Annotated in this window: 15 protein-coding genes; 9 read left to right on the top strand and 6 right to left on the bottom strand. The window is 61.7% G+C overall.

Annotated features, from left to right (window positions below):
- Window positions 1–295 precede the first annotated feature (295 nt).
- From D9M09_RS07930 to D9M09_RS07955, 6 genes are all read left to right on the top strand, one after another.
- Complete coding sequence (locus D9M09_RS07930; RefSeq protein WP_121669003.1) at window positions 296–2,017, top strand: methyl-accepting chemotaxis protein; 1,722 nt, start codon at window positions 296–298, stop codon at window positions 2,015–2,017.
- A 71-nt stretch (window positions 2,018–2,088) separates the two neighbouring features.
- Window positions 2,089–2,961, top strand: a complete 873-nt coding sequence (locus tag D9M09_RS07935) for a CheR family methyltransferase (protein ID WP_070219720.1) — start codon at window positions 2,089–2,091, stop codon at window positions 2,959–2,961.
- 9 nt (window positions 2,962–2,970) lie between these two features.
- Window positions 2,971–3,579, top strand: coding sequence for a chemoreceptor glutamine deamidase CheD (cheD, locus tag D9M09_RS07940; protein ID WP_034758343.1), 609 nt, complete (start codon window positions 2,971–2,973; stop codon window positions 3,577–3,579).
- Between the two features lie 108 nt (window positions 3,580–3,687).
- A complete protein-coding gene (locus D9M09_RS07945; protein ID WP_035826603.1) occupies window positions 3,688–4,758 on the top strand; it encodes a protein-glutamate methylesterase/protein-glutamine glutaminase in 1,071 nt (356 codons plus the stop codon).
- Between the two features lie 147 nt (window positions 4,759–4,905).
- A complete protein-coding gene (gene cheY, locus D9M09_RS07950; protein ID WP_026132837.1) occupies window positions 4,906–5,304 on the top strand; it encodes a chemotaxis response regulator CheY in 399 nt (132 codons plus the stop codon).
- Between the two features lie 236 nt (window positions 5,305–5,540).
- Window positions 5,541–5,993 carry a hypothetical protein gene (locus tag D9M09_RS07955; protein WP_141750004.1) on the top strand — a complete coding sequence of 151 codons (453 nt, stop codon included), beginning with the start codon at window positions 5,541–5,543 and terminating at the stop codon, window positions 5,991–5,993.
- A gap of 162 nt (window positions 5,994–6,155) precedes the next feature.
- Here D9M09_RS07955 and panC read toward each other — a convergent pair whose 3' ends face one another.
- The 5 genes from panC to metG form a co-directional block, all read right to left on the bottom strand.
- Complete coding sequence (gene panC, locus D9M09_RS07960; protein WP_070219724.1) at window positions 6,156–6,995, bottom strand: pantoate--beta-alanine ligase; 840 nt, start codon at window positions 6,993–6,995, stop codon at window positions 6,156–6,158.
- 54 nt (window positions 6,996–7,049) lie between these two features.
- Entirely contained in the window at window positions 7,050–7,982 is a 933-nt protein-coding gene (locus tag D9M09_RS07965; protein WP_121669004.1) for a segregation and condensation protein A, read from the bottom strand.
- A 17-nt stretch (window positions 7,983–7,999) separates the two neighbouring features.
- Window positions 8,000–8,209, bottom strand: coding sequence for a DUF3460 family protein (locus D9M09_RS07970; RefSeq protein WP_034778041.1), 210 nt, complete (start codon window positions 8,207–8,209; stop codon window positions 8,000–8,002).
- A gap of 107 nt (window positions 8,210–8,316) precedes the next feature.
- On the bottom strand, window positions 8,317–8,796 hold the full coding sequence (locus D9M09_RS07975; RefSeq protein WP_121671006.1) for a GNAT family N-acetyltransferase: 480 nt from the start codon (window positions 8,794–8,796) through the stop codon (window positions 8,317–8,319).
- 19 nt (window positions 8,797–8,815) lie between these two features.
- Window positions 8,816–10,978, bottom strand: coding sequence for a methionine--tRNA ligase (gene metG, locus D9M09_RS07980; protein WP_121669005.1), 2,163 nt, complete (start codon window positions 10,976–10,978; stop codon window positions 8,816–8,818).
- Window positions 10,979–11,138: 160 nt separating this feature from the next.
- Between metG and apbC the strand changes: the two genes are divergently transcribed.
- From apbC to D9M09_RS07995, 3 genes are all read left to right on the top strand, one after another.
- Window positions 11,139–12,227 (top strand): iron-sulfur cluster carrier protein ApbC, encoded by a 1,089-nt coding sequence (gene apbC / locus D9M09_RS07985; RefSeq protein ID WP_070219730.1) that lies wholly within the window; start codon window positions 11,139–11,141, stop codon window positions 12,225–12,227.
- A 132-nt stretch (window positions 12,228–12,359) separates the two neighbouring features.
- Complete coding sequence (locus tag D9M09_RS07990) at window positions 12,360–12,767, top strand: DUF4399 domain-containing protein (RefSeq protein WP_070312351.1); 408 nt, start codon at window positions 12,360–12,362, stop codon at window positions 12,765–12,767.
- 137 nt (window positions 12,768–12,904) lie between these two features.
- Window positions 12,905–14,584: an alkaline phosphatase family protein gene (locus tag D9M09_RS07995; RefSeq protein WP_121669006.1), complete on the top strand. Its 1,680-nt coding sequence runs from the start codon at window positions 12,905–12,907 to the stop codon at window positions 14,582–14,584.
- Window positions 14,585–14,706: 122 nt separating this feature from the next.
- Here D9M09_RS07995 and D9M09_RS08000 read toward each other — a convergent pair whose 3' ends face one another.
- The gene (locus tag D9M09_RS08000; protein WP_121669007.1) at window positions 14,707–16,272 is read right to left on the bottom strand and encodes a phospholipase D family protein; all 1,566 of its coding nucleotides are present in this window, start codon (window positions 16,270–16,272) and stop codon (window positions 14,707–14,709) included.
- Between the last annotated feature and the right edge of the window lie 40 nt (window positions 16,273–16,312).

A 16,312-nucleotide genomic window follows, 5' to 3' on the forward strand; every position in this document is an offset into this window, starting at 1 on the left:
ATCACTACAGATATGCATGTACCGGCGCGGGAAAGTAATCCTCGGGAAATTATTGTGAATTTATGACGAACAGAACCGGATGCTGTGCAAGGCGCCCGCTGCGACGCAGTGCGAGCACTGCCAGCTGCGGGCAACACCGCACAGCGCCGGTTATGGAAGTCAGAAATCATAATAATTTATTGGGGGTTACTTGCCAGAGGCGCGCCGGCAGGCTGCAAGGTCCGACAGAGACCCGGCCACAACACGGCGCCGTCCGGTTGAACGGGCGCCGTTCACATAAATATTGGAGACTGTAATGAGTTTGCGCGATTTCAAGATAGGCACCCGGCTGGGGATAGGTTTTGGCAGCATCCTCGCCATCCTGGTGGTGGTGATCGTTTCGGCGAATGCACTGAATTACCGTAACAAGGCCCAGCTGCTCACGGGGCTGGAGCTGGCAAGCGAAAAGAATACGCAGGCGTCGCAGATGAAAAGCGCGATGCTGGAAACCGGTATCGCCATGCGCAATATCGGCCTGCAGGGCGATGTGAGCCTGATGCAGGCGGAAGAGGGCAAGGTGCGCGAGCAGCGCAAGCTGTACGACGGCGCCCGCAGCAAGCTGGCCACCTTGGGCCTGTCCGATGGCGAGAAGGCGCTGCTGGCCAATATCGCCAAGGTCGACGGCGAAGTCGATGCCGCCTTCAAGGAAGCGATGGGACAGGTGCTGGCGTTTAACAGCGAGGGCGCGGCGAAGGTGATCGCCACTCGCATCGATCCCTTGAACAAGACGACCCTGGCCGATATCAACAAGCTGCTCGATTTGCAGCACGTGGCGCAGCAAAGCTTCATGGACGACTCGCTGGCGGCCGATGCGCGCCTGATGATGGTACTGTTCATCCTGGGCGGCGCGGCCGTGGCGATCGGCGCCTGGTGCGCCATCTTCATCACGCGCTCGATCACGGTGCCATTGTCCGGCGCAGTGGCCGTGGCGCAGAAGGTGGCGGCCGGCGAGCTGACCTCGCGCGTGGTGGTCGAAGGCAAGGATGAAACGAGCGCGCTGCAGCAGGCGCTCAAGGACATGAACGAGAGCCTGGTGCAGACGGTCAGCGACGTGCGCACCGGGACGGACACCATCACCGTGGCGTCGCGCGAGATCGCCAGCGGCAATGCGGACCTGTCGGCGCGCACGGAAACGCAGGCCAGTTCGCTCGAAGAGACGGCGTCGTCGATGGAAGAGCTGACGTCGACCGTGAAGCAGAACGCGGACAACGCGCGCCAGGCCAACCAGCTGGCAGTGTCGGCGTCGTCGGTGGCGGAGCAGGGCGGCAAGGTGGTGTCGCAAGTGGTCGACACCATGGGTTCCATCAAGGACAGTTCGCGCAAGATCGTCGACATCATCGGCGTCATCGACGGCATTGCGTTCCAGACGAATATCCTGGCGCTGAATGCGGCCGTCGAAGCGGCGCGCGCAGGCGAGCAGGGACGCGGTTTTGCGGTGGTGGCGTCGGAAGTGCGCAATCTGGCGCAACGATCGGCCGGCGCGGCGAAGGAAATCAAGGGCTTGATCGGCGACTCGGTCGACAAGGTCGATGCCGGCAGCCGCCTGGTGGACGAGGCGGGGCAGACCATGGGTCTGATCGTCACGTCGATCCGGCAGGTGGCCGACATCATGGGCGAGATCACGGCGGCGACGCAGGAGCAGAGCCACGGCATCGAGGAAGTGAACCAGGCCATCGCGCAGATGGACCAGATGACGCAGCAAAATGCGGCGCTGGTCGAGGAAGCGGCGGCGGCCGCCGAAAGCATGCAGGACCAGGCGCAGAAACTGGCCGATGCCGTCAGCATCTTCAAGCTGGACGGCGAGAGCGCGGCGCAGGCAGCCATGCCCGCGTCCGCGCCCGTGGTCAAGGCGGCGGCACGGCCGGTACCGGGTGTGGCGGCAACTACACGGCGGGTGGCAACGGCGGCGCAGGCCGGCACGCCACCGCCCGCGAAAAAGCTGGCGGCGGCCGGCGGCGACGATTGGGAAGAGTTCTGACGCCAACCCGGTCCCGCTAGTTATACTTGCAAAGGCATTGGTCAGAGTAGTCATAGAGAGGTAAAAACAAAATGCCGCAAACTAAAACGGATTCGGTCAAGGAATTTGATTTCACTGGCAAGGACTTCGAACGGGTCCGCGCCATGATTTACAAGCGGGCCGGCATCGCGCTGGCCGACAGCAAGCAGGAGATGGTCTACAGCCGCCTGGCCAGGCGGCTGCGCGCGACCGGCATCTCCTCGTTCGTCCGCTACCTGGACGACCTGGAAGCGGGCCGCATGGGCGACGAGTGGGAAGCGTTCACGAATGCGCTGACGACCAACCTGACGTCGTTCTTCCGCGAGGCGCATCACTTCCCGCTGCTGGCCGAGCATGTGAAAAAACTGAGCGGGCCGATCACCATCTGGTGTTCGGCCAGTTCCACCGGCGAGGAGCCGTATTCGATCGCCATGACGGTGTGCGAGGCGTTCAATACGCTCACGCCGCCCGTCACCATCATCGCCACGGACATCGACACGAATGTGCTGGCCACGGCTGCCAATGGCGTCTACAACCTGGACCGGCTCGACAAGATGCCGGCCGACCGTGCGCGGCGCTTTTTCTTGCGCGGCAAGGGCGACCGCGAAGGGCAGGTGCGGGTGCGTCCTGAACTGCGCCAGATGATCACCTTCAAGCCGCTCAACCTGCTGGCCGACGGCTGGCCATTGACGGGCCAGTTCGACGTCATCTTTTGCCGTAACGTGATGATTTATTTTGACAAGGCGACGCAGCGCAAGATCCTGTCGCGCTTTGTGCCGTTGATGAAACCCGATGCCCTGCTGTTCGCGGGCCATTCGGAGAATTTTCTGTACGTGTCGGATTCACTGAAGCTGCGCGGTAAAACAGTCTATGAGCTCGACCAGCCTCGGGGCGCCGCGCCCAAGGCACCGTCGCATCGTACATGAGAGTGAAATATGAGCCTGGAATCCAAAGAGCAATTCGCCACTAACGTCTATTACGACAGGACGTTCAACTGTGACGCCGCCAAGATCTTGCCTGGTGAGTATTACTTTACCAACAAGGACATGCTGATCGTCACCGTGCTCGGCTCCTGCGTCTCGGCCTGCATCCGCGACCGTGTCACGGGCCTGGGAGGCATGAACCACTTCATGCTGCCCGATGGCGGCAGCGATCCGAACAGCCCGATTTCCGCGTCGATGCGCTATGGCACCTACGCCATGGAAATCCTGATCAACGATTTGCTGAAGGCGGGCGCGCGGCGCGAGAACATGGAAGCGAAAGTGTTCGGCGGCGGCGCCGTGCTGCGCGGCTTCACGGCGATCAACGTCGGTGAGCGCAACGCGGCTTTCGTCATCAATTATCTGAAGGCGGAAAAGATGCGCGTGGTGGCGGAAGACCTCAACGACATCCACCCGCGCAAGGTGTATTTTTTCCCCCGCAGCGGCAAGGTGCTGGTGAAAAAGCTGATGCAGACGCATAACGATACGCTGGTACGCCGCGAACTCGATTACGCCAGCCGCCTCAAGGTCGCGCCGGTGGGCGGCGAAGTCGAGCTGTTCTGATACATATCGGACCAAACCTGCTGCGCACCGCGTTGTGCGGCTTGCGGCAGTGTGGTCCGGGTACTAATTTAATAAGAAACAAGGGCCGCAAGGCCTGGAAGGATAACTATGAAGATCAAAGTATTGATCGTGGATGATTCGGCGCTGATTCGCAGCGTCATGACGGAAATCGTAAACAGCCAGCCCGACATGGAAGTGGTGGGCGCGGCGCCCGATCCGCTGGTGGCGCGCGAGATGATCAAGCAGACCAACCCCGACGTGCTGACCCTCGATGTCGAGATGCCGAAGATGGACGGCCTGGACTTCCTGGAAAAGCTGATGCGCTTGCGCCCGATGCCGGTGCTGATGGTGTCGTCGCTGACCGAGCGCGGTTCGGAAATCACCATGCGCGCGCTGGAACTGGGCGCCGTCGATTTCGTCACCAAGCCGAAGATTTCCATCCAGAGCGGCATGCGCGAGTACACGGACATGATCGCCGACAAGATCCGCGCCGCCTCGAAGGCGCGCATCCGCGCGCGCACCCTGCCGTCGGCCGGCGACAAGGTGGCCGCGCCGCTGCCTGCGCTGCGCAGCCCATTGACGTCGAGCGAAAAGCTGATCATCGTGGGCGCCTCTACGGGCGGCACGGAAGCGATCCGCGAATTTCTCATGCAGATGCCGTCCGATTGTCCCGGCATCCTGATCACGCAGCACATGCCGGAAGGCTTTACGCGTTCGTTCGCGCGCCGCCTCGATTCGCTGTGCAAAATCTCGGTGCAGGAAGCGGCGGGCGGCGAACGCGTGCTGCCTGGCCACGCCTACATCGCGCCCGGCCATTCGCACCTGACCCTGACGCGCAGCGGCGCCAACTACATGACCAAGATCGACCAGGGTGAACCGGTCAACCGCCACCGTCCGTCGGTCGATGTGCTGTTCCGTTCGGCCGCGCAATCGGCGGGTAAAAATGCCGTCGGCGTGATCCTCACCGGCATGGGCAAGGACGGCGCACAAGGCATGTTGGAGATGAAGGCCGCAGGAGCGTATAATTTTGCGCAGGACGAAGCCAGTTGCGTGGTGTTCGGCATGCCGCGCGAGGCGATCGCTGTCGGCGCTACGCATGAGGTCGGTGCTCTGACGGCGCTGCCTGGCATGGTACTGGGACACCTGGCGGCGCATGGTATGCGTGCTTTGCGCGTGTAAGCCACGTTTTATATGATCTGAGGCAAGTTTGTTCGCCTAAAAGCAACGAAAATGCTATCCTACAACTTGCTGCCGTAGTGTCGACCATAATGTCGGCATTCATGTCGATATTATTAACAAACCGCTACAGAAACAACGGAGTTATTCATGGCTGATCCAAAGATGAAATTTTTAGTCGTTGACGATTTTTCGACGATGCGCCGCATTGTCCGGAATCTGTTGAAGGAACTGGGTTATGCCAACGTCGATGAGGCGGAAGACGGCGTGATGGGCCTGGCCAAGCTGCGCGCGGAATCGTTCGATTTCGTCGTGTCGGACTGGAACATGCCGAACATGGATGGCCTGACGATGCTGCAGCATATCCGCGCCGATCCCGCACTGGCCAAGCTGCCCGTGCTGATGGTCACCGCCGAAGCGAAGAAGGAAAACATCATCGCCGCCGCGCAAGCTGGCGCCAGCGGTTATGTCGTCAAGCCGTTCACTGCAGCGACCCTCGATGAAAAGCTGAACAAGATTTTCGAGAAGCTGGAAAAAGCCGGCGCCTGATCACGGCTTGATACCGATCAAGAAAAACGCTGCCCGTGCAAACCGGCGGCGTTTTTTTCGTCGGCTTGCGCCGTGCTTACCTCCAGCTCATCCCGCGTGTCCTTCGCTCTGACCGGATGAAATTGCGCAAAGGAATGAAATATTTCCAATAGTTAACTTTACACGTCAAATGATTTGGCCCATGATCGCTGCAGTATTCCCCCTTTGTCCCCGACCCTGACAAGAAGGAGCGCGCGATGCGCCGAGCACCCGTATTATTTTTCGCCCTGAGCACGGCCCTGTTGGCGGCCTGTGGCGTGAGCCTTGAACAAACCGCCGTTGCGCCTGTCGCGTCTGTCGAAATGCAGGAGCCACCCGCGCAGTCGCCTGCCGAAGCGGATGGCCGGCATGCCTATCTGCACCGCGTGGGCGGCCAGGATTATGTCAGCCTGAGCCAGCACGGCTCCGAGGGCGGCTTGCCGATCCTCACGGGCACGCAGCGCCATGCGCGCGCCATCCGCCTGCTGGCGGCCGATCCGGCCCAGGTGCGGGCCATACTGCGCAGCCTGAGGCTGCCTGCGAACCAGCGCAAGCTGTGGGCGGGCGAGGAAATCGTGCTCGACGCGGCAAGCTACGACATGTTGCAAGCGGCACGCGGCAGCAACAAGCCGCTGTTTGCCGAGCTCAAGCTGGTAGGGATGGAAAAGTAGGTAAAGCAACGGGGCCGAATGGCCCCGCTGTGACTGCGTTTAAAACATCTGACAAAAACCGTAGCGAGCGGCAGTGAGTTGTGGCCGAGAAGCGGAGCTGTGCTGAAGCACGGTGAGCACCGCAGGCCGCAAATCGCGACGCGCAGCAGGTTTTGTTGTATGTTAAATTTCCAGGTTGTCGATGAGTCTGGTCTGCCCCAGCTTGGCGGCGGCCAGCACCACCAGCGGTTCGCCCGCGGCCAGTTCGGCGGCGCTCGGCGCCTGCAGGTTGGCGCGCTTGCGCACGGCGATGTAGTCCGATTTCCAGCCGCGGCTGTTCAATAGCTGCATGCTGGCCTGTTCCAGTTCGCCCACGGCCAGGTTGCCCTTGCGCACTTCCTCAGCCACGAAATTGAGGCCCTTGAACAGTTCCGGCGCTTCCGCCCGTTCGCTTTCCGACAGGTACATATTGCGCGAGGACAGGGCCAGGCCGTCGTCGGCGCGGTAGGTTTCGGCGGCGATGATTTCCGTCGGCAGGGCGAACTGGCGCGCCATGTTGCGGATGATCATCAGTTGCTGGTAATCCTTCTTGCCGAACACGGCCACTCGCGGACCCACGCACGAAAACAGCTTGGTGACGACCGTGCACACGCCTTCGAAGAAGCCGGGGCGGAATTCGCCTTCCAGGGTATTGCCCAGGTCATCGGGCGGGCGCACGCGGTATTCCTGCGGCTCCGGGTACAGTTCCTTTTCCGTCGGCGCGAACAGCACGTACACGCCTTCCTTTTCCAGCTTGGCGATGTCGGCCGCCATGGTGCGCGGATATTTCTCGAAGTCTTCATTCGGCCCGAATTGCAGCCGGTTCACGAAGATCGAGGCGACGACGGGGTCGCCATGCTTGCGCGCCAGGCGCATCAGTGACAGATGGCCTTCGTGCAGGTTGCCCATGGTGGGGACGAACGCCGTGCGCAGCTGTCCGCTGAGCTGGTCGCGCAATTCTTCAATGTCGGAAATAATTTTCATGGATTGCTTTCGCTAAAACCCCGTTGTACGGTGGTCAGTGACAAAGGGAAGGGGTCAGGCGGGCGAATACGCCAGCCGGACGTAGATGGGGGCAAACGGTTCTGCCTGCGTGATTTCGATCAGGGTTTCCTTGGCCAGTTCCAGCAGGGCCACGAAGTTGACCACCACCACGGGTACGCCGCCGGCAATGTCGAACAGATCGCTGAATTCGACGAAGCGCGACGATTGCAAATGGCGCAAAATGCTCGACATGTGCTCGCGCACGGACAGTTCCTGGCGGCTGATGCGGTGATGCTGGGTCAGCTTGGCGCGCTTCAGCACGTCGAGCCACGCCTGCTGCAAGTCCACCGGTTCCACGTCGGGCCAGGTGGGCGTCAGGCTTTGCTCGATGAAAATCTGCGTGCGCACGAAATCGCGCTCGAACTGCGGGATGGCGTTCAGGTCGTAGGCGGCCAGCTTGATCTGCTCGTACTCGAGCAGGCGGCGCACCAGTTCGGCGCGGGGGTCGCCGCCATCTTCCTCGACGTCGCTCTTGCGCGATGGCAAAAGCATACGCGACTTGATCTCGATCAGCATGGCCGCCATCAGCAGATACTCGGCGGCCAGTTCCAGGTTGCGCACGCGGATCTGGTCGACATATTTCAGATATTGCAGGGTCACCTGCGCCATCGGAATATCGAGAATGTTGAAGTTTTGCTTGCGGATCAGGTAGAGCAGCAAGTCGAGCGGGCCTTCGAAGGCTTCGAGGAAGATTTCCAGCGCGTCCGGCGGAATGTACAAATCCGTCGGCATGCGCATCATGGGCTCGCCATACAGGCGGGCGATGCCCAGCGGGTCGGCGGCGGGCGCCGCCTCCGTTACCTTGGCTGCAGATGCTGCAGGGTCGCCGCTGCCGTCGCCATCGGCGACAGGTTCGGGCGACTCGATGACTGCGCCGGCACCGGAAGCGTCGGCTTCCGGCGTGACTGCAGACTCTTCAGGCAACATCGTGCCGGTTCCAGATCTTAGTTCTTGTTCTGGTAAACGTAAGCCTGTTGCTTGACGGCCGACGCCAGCTGGCGTTCCTGCTCATCGATGCTGACGGCCGGCTTGTCCCACAGCAGGGCGCGGCCCGCTTGCTGGCCCGCTTCCATGCCAGGGTTCTTGGCCTTCAGTTCGGCGATGAACAAGGTGTGGTCGGATACGTAGTTGTTGTGTTTTGCAGGCAGTTTCATATTCTCTTCTGAGTGTCTTATGGGTAAGGTCAGCCGGCCGTATTTTACCGCGCCGTGCCGCTTGGCGGGTTGTTGTATCGGCAAGTCCGGGGCGAAATTGCTAAAAATCAATAACGCAGCAGGCGCCGCATCACCATCGGCGCCGGTTCGGCGGGGTTGGCGTGCGAATATTCCAGTTCTTCGGCCAGCTCGAATTCGAAGGCCGCATAAAAATCGATCAGCTTGCGCTGGTCGCGCCGCACGGCCAGGCGCAACTCCTCGGCCTGGCACGATAGGCCGTGATGAATGATGGCTTCGAGCAAGTGCTGCGAGATGTGGCTGCCCCGGTAGGCGGGCAGTACGCCCATGCGCGAAATCTTCCAGATGGCAGGGTCGCTGTCGAGCGGCATCCAGCGCAGCGAGCCGGCTGGAATGTCGTCGATCAGCAACAGAAAACCGCCGCCGTGGCGCAATTGCGCTTCCACCTGCTGCGCCGTCTCGTGGTGTCCACTGGACGAGGCCGCGACCTTGCCGGCCCACGCGGCGCGGGTCAGCTCGGCCATCAGTTGTGCATCGGCATTTGTTGCTTCGCGCACCACGATATTCATCATCGGTCCTTGTGAGGGCTTAGCGGATGCGCATGCCAGGTTCCGCGCCCGGCCATGGGTTCAGGATGTAGATGCCCGGATTGGCCTTCTCGTCGGCGGCGGAGGCGGCCATGACCATGCCTTCCGAAATGCCGAACTTCATCTTGCGCGGCGCCAGATTGGCCACCAGCACGGTCAGCTTGCCGATCAGTTCTTCCGGCTGATAGGCCGAACGGATGCCCGAGAAGACATTGCGCAAGCGGCCTTCGCCCGCATCCAGGGTCAGGCGCAGCAGCTTGTCCGAGCCGTCGACCAGTTCGCAATTGACGATTTTCGCGATGCGCAGGTCGACCTTGAGGAAGTCGTCGATCTTGATTTCGGGCGCCAGTTCCTCGATGGCGGCAGCGGCGGCAGCAGGGGCTGCGGCGTCGTTCGCGGCGTCGCCAGCCGGTGCGGCGATGGCGGCGGCTGTTTGCGGCGCGTCGAACAGCGCTTCGATCATCTTCGCATCCATGCGCGTCATCAAGTGGCTGTAGGCACCGATGGTGCGGCCCAGCATGCTGTTCGAGACGTCATCGACGTGCGTATCGGCCCAGGTGAACTCGGCGTCGTTGAGGAAGGAGGCCACGTTCTTGGCCACGCCTGGCAGCACCGGCGACAGCAAAATCGTCAGCTGGCGGAACAGGATCAGGGCCGTCGTGCACACGTCGTGCAGTTCGGCCGTCTTGTCCGCATCCTTGGCCAGGATCCATGGCTTGTTTTCATCGACATACTGGTTGGTGATGTCGGCGATTTCCATGATCTCACGCAAGGCCTTGCCGAATTCGCGGTTTTCGTAGTGGGCCGCGATGCTGGCCTGGCGTTCCTTGCTCAGGACTTCGTCGCCGGACGGCACGTTGTAGGTCAGCGCGCGCCAGATGTAGCCCTGCGCCTTCGACGACAGGCTGGTGGCCAGCTTGCCGTCGAATTTCTTGGCGATGAAGCCGGCGCAGCGGCTGGCGATGTTCACGTACTTGCCGATCAGGTCGCTGTTCACGCGGGCGACGAAATCCTCGCCGTTGAAATCCAGGTCTTCCACTTTCGAGTTCAGCTTGAACGCGATGTAGTAGCGCAGCCATTCCGGGTTCATGCCCAGGTCCAGGTAGCGCAGCGGCGAAATACCGGTGCCGCGCGACTTCGACATCTTTTCGTTGTTAACCGTCAGGAAGCCGTGCACATTGACTTTCAGTTTGTCGATCACCGGGTGATCGGCGAACTTCAGCATGGCAGGCCAGAACAGCAAATGGAAAGACACGATGTCCTTGCCGATGAAATGGATCTGTTCCGTCGTCGGGTCGTTCAGGAAGGCGTCGAAATCGATGCCTTTCTTGTCGCAATAGTTTTTCAGGCTGGCCAGGTAGCCGACGGGCGCGTCCATCCATACATAGAAGAACTTGCCCGGTGCATCGGGAATCGGGATGCCGAAGTAGGGCGCGTCGCGCGAGATATCCCAGTCGGCCAGCTTTTCACCCGCTTCGCCCAGCCATTCGCTGACCTTGTTGACCATTTCAGGCTGCAGGCGGCCTGGCGTGTTGAGCCAATCCTTGAGGAATTCGAAGCAGCGCGGGTCGGACAGCTTGAAGAAATACTGTTCCGACGGCTTCATCACGGGCGTCGCGTTGGTGAAGACCGAGAACGGGTTGACCAGGTCGGTCGGCTGGTAAGCGGCGCCGCACACTTCGCAATTGTCGCCGTACTGGTTCTTGGCGCCGCATTTCGGGCATTCGCCCTTGATGTTGCGGTCGGCCAGGAACATGCCCTTGACCGGGTCGAAGAAGCGGTCGACGGTTTTTGTGACGATCAGGCCCGTATCGCGCAGCTTGCGGTAGATCGATTGCGACAGGTCGACGTTTTCCGGCGAATCGGTCGAATACCAGTTGTCGAAGGCGATATGGAAGCCATCGAGGTACTGGGCGCGGCCGGCCGCGATGTTTGCGACGAATTGCTGCGGCGTGATGCCTTCCTTTTCGGCGGCGATCATGATGGGCGTGCCATGCGTATCGTCGGCGCCCACAAAGTGCACTTCACGGCCGGCTTCGCCATCGCGTTGCATTCGCTGGAACCGGACCCAGATATCAGCCTGGATGTATTCCATGATGTGGCCAATGTGAAAAGCGGCGTTTGCGTAAGGCAGGGCAGTGGTGACGAACAGCTTGCGAGTCATGATTGATGCACTTTTGGGATGGATAATAGGACATTTTAACAGCGGAAAGGCAATATGAGCAGATGCAGCGCCGGCAAGTGATGCTTTTGCCGCCATCGCACCATGCAAATTTGCGCTAGACTGCGCGTATTGCACATATGTAGTACACACGGAGATTTACATGAGCATCACAGTAGAAGACGTCAAGGCCGCGCTGGCCCAGGTTATTGATCCAAATACACATAAAGATTTCGTTTCCAGTAAAACCGTCAAGAATCTGAAGGTCGATGGCAGCGACATTTCGCTCGACATCGAACTGGGCTACCCCGCCAAGAGCCAGATCGACCTGATCCGCAAATCCGTGCTGGCCGCGTTGCGCGTGCTGCCGGGCGTGGGCAACGTCAGCGTGGGCGTGTCGTCGAAAATCATTTCGCACACGGTGCAGCGCGGCTTGAAGCCGATGAGCAATGTGAAAAACATCATCGCCGTCGCTTCCGGCAAGGGCGGTGTTGGCAAATCGACCACGGCCGTCAACCTGGCCCTGGCCCTGGCTGCCGAAGGCGCCACCGTCGGCATGCTGGACGCCGACATCTATGGCCCGTCGCAGCCGATGATGCTGGGCATCAGCGGCCAGCCGAAGACGCTGGACGGCAAGAGCATGGAGCCGATGGAAAACCACGGCCTGCAAGTGTCGTCGATCGGCTTCATGATCGATCCGGACGAGCCGATGGTGTGGCGCGGCCCCATGGTCACGCAAGCCTTGCAGCAATTGCTGGACCAGACCAACTGGCGCGACCTCGATTATCTGATCGTCGACATGCCGCCAGGCACGGGCGATATTCAATTGACCCTGTCGCAGAAAGTGCCCGTCACGGGCGCCGTGATCGTCACGACGCCGCAGGACATCGCGCTGCTGGACGCGCGCAAGGGTCTGAAAATGTTCGAGAAGGTCGGCATTCCGATTTTGGGCGTGGTGGAAAACATGAGCACGCACATCTGCTCGAACTGCGGCCATGCGGAAGAAATCTTCGGCGCCGGCGGCGGCGCGAAGATGTGCGCGGACTTCGGCGTGGAATTCCTCGGCGCCTTGCCGCTGACCATGGCGATTCGCCAGCAGACGGATTCGGGCACGCCCACCGTCGTGGCCGAGCCGGAAGGCCCCGTCGCCGTGATCTACAAGCAGATCGCCCGCACCATCGCCATCAAGGTGGCGGAAAAGGCGAAGGATATGACCAGCAAGTTCCCGTCGATCGTCATCAAGAACGACTAGTGGCTGGGTGGCCTTGCAAACCTGGTTTTCAAGGCCACCAGTGGCACCATTGGCTTAACTCGTCCCCGGCGCCATGACCGCCAGGAATATGGTTTCATGCAGTCCGTGTTGTTATTAACAAGAGGAGACATCATGCAATTGACCACCGTATTCCTGCGCCAAGCCGCAGTCCTGCTTGCCGGCAGCCTGCTGGCCGCCAGCGCCTTCGCCCAATCCGTTTCCTTCGTCGAGCCAGCCGATGGTGCGACGGTGACGAGCCCGTTCAAAGTGAAATTTGCCGTCAGCGGCATGGACGTCAAGCCGGCCGGCGACATGACGGCCAAGACGGGCCACCATCATCTGCTCATCAATACAGGGCCGATGAAGGCGGGCGAGATGATACCCATGGATGACAAGCATTTGCATTTCGGCAAAGGTCAAACGGAAACGGACGTCACCTTGCCGCCGGGCCAGTACACGCTCACCATGCAGTTCGCCAATGGCGCGCACCAGTCGTATGGGCCGGAGTTAAGCAAAAGCATCAAAGTGACGGTCAAGTAAGTCGGATATATTGTCTGTTGCGGCACAGGCCGGGTTCCAGCGATGGGGCCCGGCCTTTTCATATTGTTGCTTCTTGTCATTGTTGTGTCATATAGTCGGCGTATGCTGCCCGGTGGCCTAACTTTTGATGAGTGGATATGACGAAACATTTCTCCCTTTCCCGGCAGCTGGCGCAGGCGCTGCTGCTGGTGACGAGCGTGGCGGCTTGCCAGGCATATGCGGCCAAGGCCGTACCCTCGGCTGCGGCGCAGCCCAAGCTGGTCGTGGTGCTGGTGGTCGACGGTTTGCCGCAGGAACAGGTGACGCGCTACCGCGAGCAGTTCGGCCAGGGCGGTTTCCGCCGCCTGCTGGAGCAGGGCGCGTGGTTCAGCGATGCGCACCAGGCGCATGGCATCACGGTTACCGCCATCGGCCACTCGGCCGTGCTGTCGGGCGCCTATCCTTACCAGCATGGCGTGATCGGCAATAACTGGATCGATCCCCTCACGAAAAAGTCCGTGTACTGCACCGAGGATGGCAATTTCCATTACATCGGCGAAGAGACGAAGCCGGACGACGGTACCGCGCCGACCAAGCTGCGCGTGGGCACCCTCGGTGACGAGCTGCGCTATGCCACGGGCGACAAGGCCAAGGTCGTCACCGTGTCGGGCAAAGACCGCGGCGCCATCCTGCTGGCCGGGAAAACGGGCACGGCCTATATGTACATGGAAAAGACGGGCAATTTCGCCAGCAGCACCTATTACATGCAGCAGCATCCGCAATGGGTGCAGCGCTACCAGGCGGCCAAGCCGCAGGACCGTTATTACGGCAAGAGCTGGACGCCGCTGCTGGCCGACGGGGCATATGTCAACGATGCGCGCGATGATCTGGTGGCGGCCAAGCCGGGCACGCGCAACACCTTCCCGTTCGCCTATTACAGCGACAGCGGCAAGCTCGACGGCGAGTACTACAGCCGCTTGAAGTCCGGTCCCTTCCTCGATGAACTGACCCTGGAATTTGCCCGTGCCGCCATCGACGGCGAAAACCTGGGCCGCAATCCGGCCGGCGTGCCCGACATCCTGGGCGTGAGCCTGTCCGCGCACGACTACGTGAACCATGCCTACGGCCCGGAAAGCAAGATGTCGCACGACCACCTGCAGCGCCTGGACCGCATGCTGGCCGGCTTCTTTCTTGATCTCGATAAAAAAGTCGGCATGGACAACGTGCTGGTGGTGCTGACGGCCGACCATGGCTTTGCCAACGTGCCGGAATTTACGGAAGCGCGCGGCGGCTTTACGGCCAAGCGCATCGACGGCGACAAGCTGGTCGCAAGCCTGAATCAGCACCTGGCGACGACCCTGGGCGTGGACAAGCTGGTGACGACGTCGTCGCTGCCGAATATCTACCTCGATTACGCGCTGGCGGAAAAGGGCGGCGTCCATCGCGCCGCGCTGGAAGACGCGGCGGCCCGCTTCCTGCTGCAGCAGGACGGCCTGGCGCAAGTCTATACGCGCACGCAGATGGAAACAGGCGCCGTGGCCACGCGCATGGATACCCTGATGCGCCGCGCCTGGAACCGCCAGCTGTCGGGCGACCTGATGGTCGTCACAAAACCGGCCTGGTACTTCGGCAAAGGCAGCGGCGGCACTTCGCACGGCACGCCGTACACGTATGACACCAACGTGCCGCTGATGGTGTTCGGCCCCCGCTGGATCAAGCCGGGCGCCTATGGCCAGTACGCGGAAGTGGTCGACATCGCGCCGACCCTGGCGCATCTGCTGCGCATACGCCAGCCGTCCGCGTCGGAAGGGCGGATTTTGACGGAGGCGGTGCGCTAAGGGCGGTGCTGCGCGCTTGTCGGCTTACGCGCTTTGCGCTAACCCGACCTACGATGACCTCGTAGGTCGGATGACGCGGGGCGCAGCCACGCGTCATCCGACAACATCGTCGGCAAAACCGCTTACAGCAGCCAATCAATCGGCAGCACCGACAGAATCGCCACTCCCATGCGCTTCCACACGCTGGTGCCCGGTTCCGTGTCGTAGCGCGTGGCGGCGCCGCTGGCGTCGCGGGCGATCCAGTACAGCGCGCCGTCGTCGCCAAGCAGCACCTGGTAGGCGCGCTGCGGGATGGTGGTGCGCATGGCTAGCCCCAGCTGGCTGGCCAGCGCGGGGCTGTCGATGACGAGGCCCATTTCCGTATTCAATTCGATCGAGCGCGGGTCGAAGTTGAACGAGCCGACAAAGATGCGCCGGTCGTCGACGGCGAAGGTCTTCGCATGCAGGCTCGATGCGGAGCTGCCGAAGCGGCCCGTCTGCTCGCGCGCGTCGCCGGCTTCCCACGAGCGGCGCGACTCGTACAGCAGCACGCCCGCTTCCAGCAGCGGTTTCCGCCACTTCGCGTAACCCGCATGCACGGCCGCCACGTCGGTCGCTTCCAGCGCGTTCGTCAGGATGCGCACGCCCACGCCTTTTTTCGCCAGGTCGGCAAAGGCTTGCGTGCCGGACTTGCCGGGCACGAAATACGGCGATACCAGATCCACTTCCTTTTCCGGCACACCGAGCAGGTTTTGCAGGTTTTCCGCCACGCCCGTGCCGGGTCTGGCCTGGTCCAGCACCTTGGCCGGGTCGTCGCTGACCATGCGCGTCCTTGCCCATTCGAAGGGCAGGGTGCGTTCCATCATCTGCTTGACGAAGGGCGAGGTGCGCAGCGCCTGCACGTATTCTTCGGCCGCCCTGGTGTCGTCGATGCGGTCCGCCTCGGCGGCGATGGTGGCCGCGTCGCCATCGACAGGGCTGGTCAGCAGCAGTGCGGCCGGGTAGGCCGAGGCGCTGTTCCAGTAGCGGTCGAAATCCTGCGAGACCTCGCCGACGACGGGGCCGATGGCCAGCACGTCCAGGTCGGCGAACAGCACGTCACCGGCCGCGCCGAAGTATTCATCGCCCACATTGCGCCCGCCCACGATGGTGGCGTGGTTGTCGGCCGTGAACGATTTATTGTGCATGCGCCGGTTGAGGCGCGAAAAATCGGTGGCGAAGGCCAGCGCGCGCGGCGCGCGGGGCACGAAGGGATTGAACAGGCGGATTTCCAGATTCCGCTGCTTGCCCAGCATGGACAGGGTCTGGTCCAGGCCCGCCGTGTTGTTATCGTCGAGCAGCAGGCGCACGCGCACGCCCCGTTCGGCCGCCTGGCGCAAGGCATCGAACAGCAGGGTGCCCGTGATGTCCTTGTGCCAGATGTAGTACTGCACGTCCAGGCTGCGCTGGGCGGCGGCGGCCAGCAGGGCGCGCGCGGCAAAGGCGTCGCGCCCGTCGACCAGCGGATAGATGCCGGACACGCCGGGATGCTGCGCCACCATGGGCGCAATGGCCGTGGCCAATTGGGTGTGCTGTGTGTCGGCGATGACGCTGGAGGGGATGCGGCCGTCCAGCGAGGGCAGGGAAGCGCAGCCGGCGAGGACGGCGGACAGCAGCAGCGGCAGCAGCAGCCGGGTGGCGCTGCGGAAGGGAAGTGCTTGGGCGGGCATGGCGGGCTTTCATCGAGTTGCCCCGATGTTAGCAGATGCG

It is taken from the genome of Janthinobacterium agaricidamnosum (assembly GCF_003667705.1).
Classification (GTDB): Bacteria; Pseudomonadota; Gammaproteobacteria; order Burkholderiales; family Burkholderiaceae_D; genus Janthinobacterium.

Coding starts and splice junctions, on each gene's coding strand:
- D9M09_RS07935 (WP_070219720.1), top strand. CDS start 2,089: ATGCCGCAAACTAAAACGGATTCGGTCAAGGAATTTGATTTCACTGGC.
- metG (WP_121669005.1), bottom strand. CDS start 10,978: ATGACTCGCAAGCTGTTCGTCACCACTGCCCTGCCTTACGCAAACGCC.
- D9M09_RS07965 (WP_121669004.1), bottom strand. CDS start 7,982: ATGTTGCCTGAAGAGTCTGCAGTCACGCCGGAAGCCGACGCTTCCGGT.
- D9M09_RS07970 (WP_034778041.1), bottom strand. CDS start 8,209: ATGAAACTGCCTGCAAAACACAACAACTACGTATCCGACCACACCTTG.
- cheY (WP_026132837.1), top strand. CDS start 4,906: ATGGCTGATCCAAAGATGAAATTTTTAGTCGTTGACGATTTTTCGACG.
- cheD (WP_034758343.1), top strand. CDS start 2,971: ATGAGCCTGGAATCCAAAGAGCAATTCGCCACTAACGTCTATTACGAC.
- D9M09_RS07930 (WP_121669003.1), top strand. CDS start 296: ATGAGTTTGCGCGATTTCAAGATAGGCACCCGGCTGGGGATAGGTTTT.
- D9M09_RS08000 (WP_121669007.1), bottom strand. CDS start 16,272: ATGCCCGCCCAAGCACTTCCCTTCCGCAGCGCCACCCGGCTGCTGCTG.
- D9M09_RS07975 (WP_121671006.1), bottom strand. CDS start 8,796: ATGAATATCGTGGTGCGCGAAGCAACAAATGCCGATGCACAACTGATG.
- D9M09_RS07990 (WP_070312351.1), top strand. CDS start 12,360: ATGCAATTGACCACCGTATTCCTGCGCCAAGCCGCAGTCCTGCTTGCC.
- apbC (WP_070219730.1), top strand. CDS start 11,139: ATGAGCATCACAGTAGAAGACGTCAAGGCCGCGCTGGCCCAGGTTATT.
- D9M09_RS07955 (WP_141750004.1), top strand. CDS start 5,541: ATGCGCCGAGCACCCGTATTATTTTTCGCCCTGAGCACGGCCCTGTTG.
- D9M09_RS07995 (WP_121669006.1), top strand. CDS start 12,905: ATGACGAAACATTTCTCCCTTTCCCGGCAGCTGGCGCAGGCGCTGCTG.
- D9M09_RS07945 (WP_035826603.1), top strand. CDS start 3,688: ATGAAGATCAAAGTATTGATCGTGGATGATTCGGCGCTGATTCGCAGC.
- panC (WP_070219724.1), bottom strand. CDS start 6,995: ATGAAAATTATTTCCGACATTGAAGAATTGCGCGACCAGCTCAGCGGA.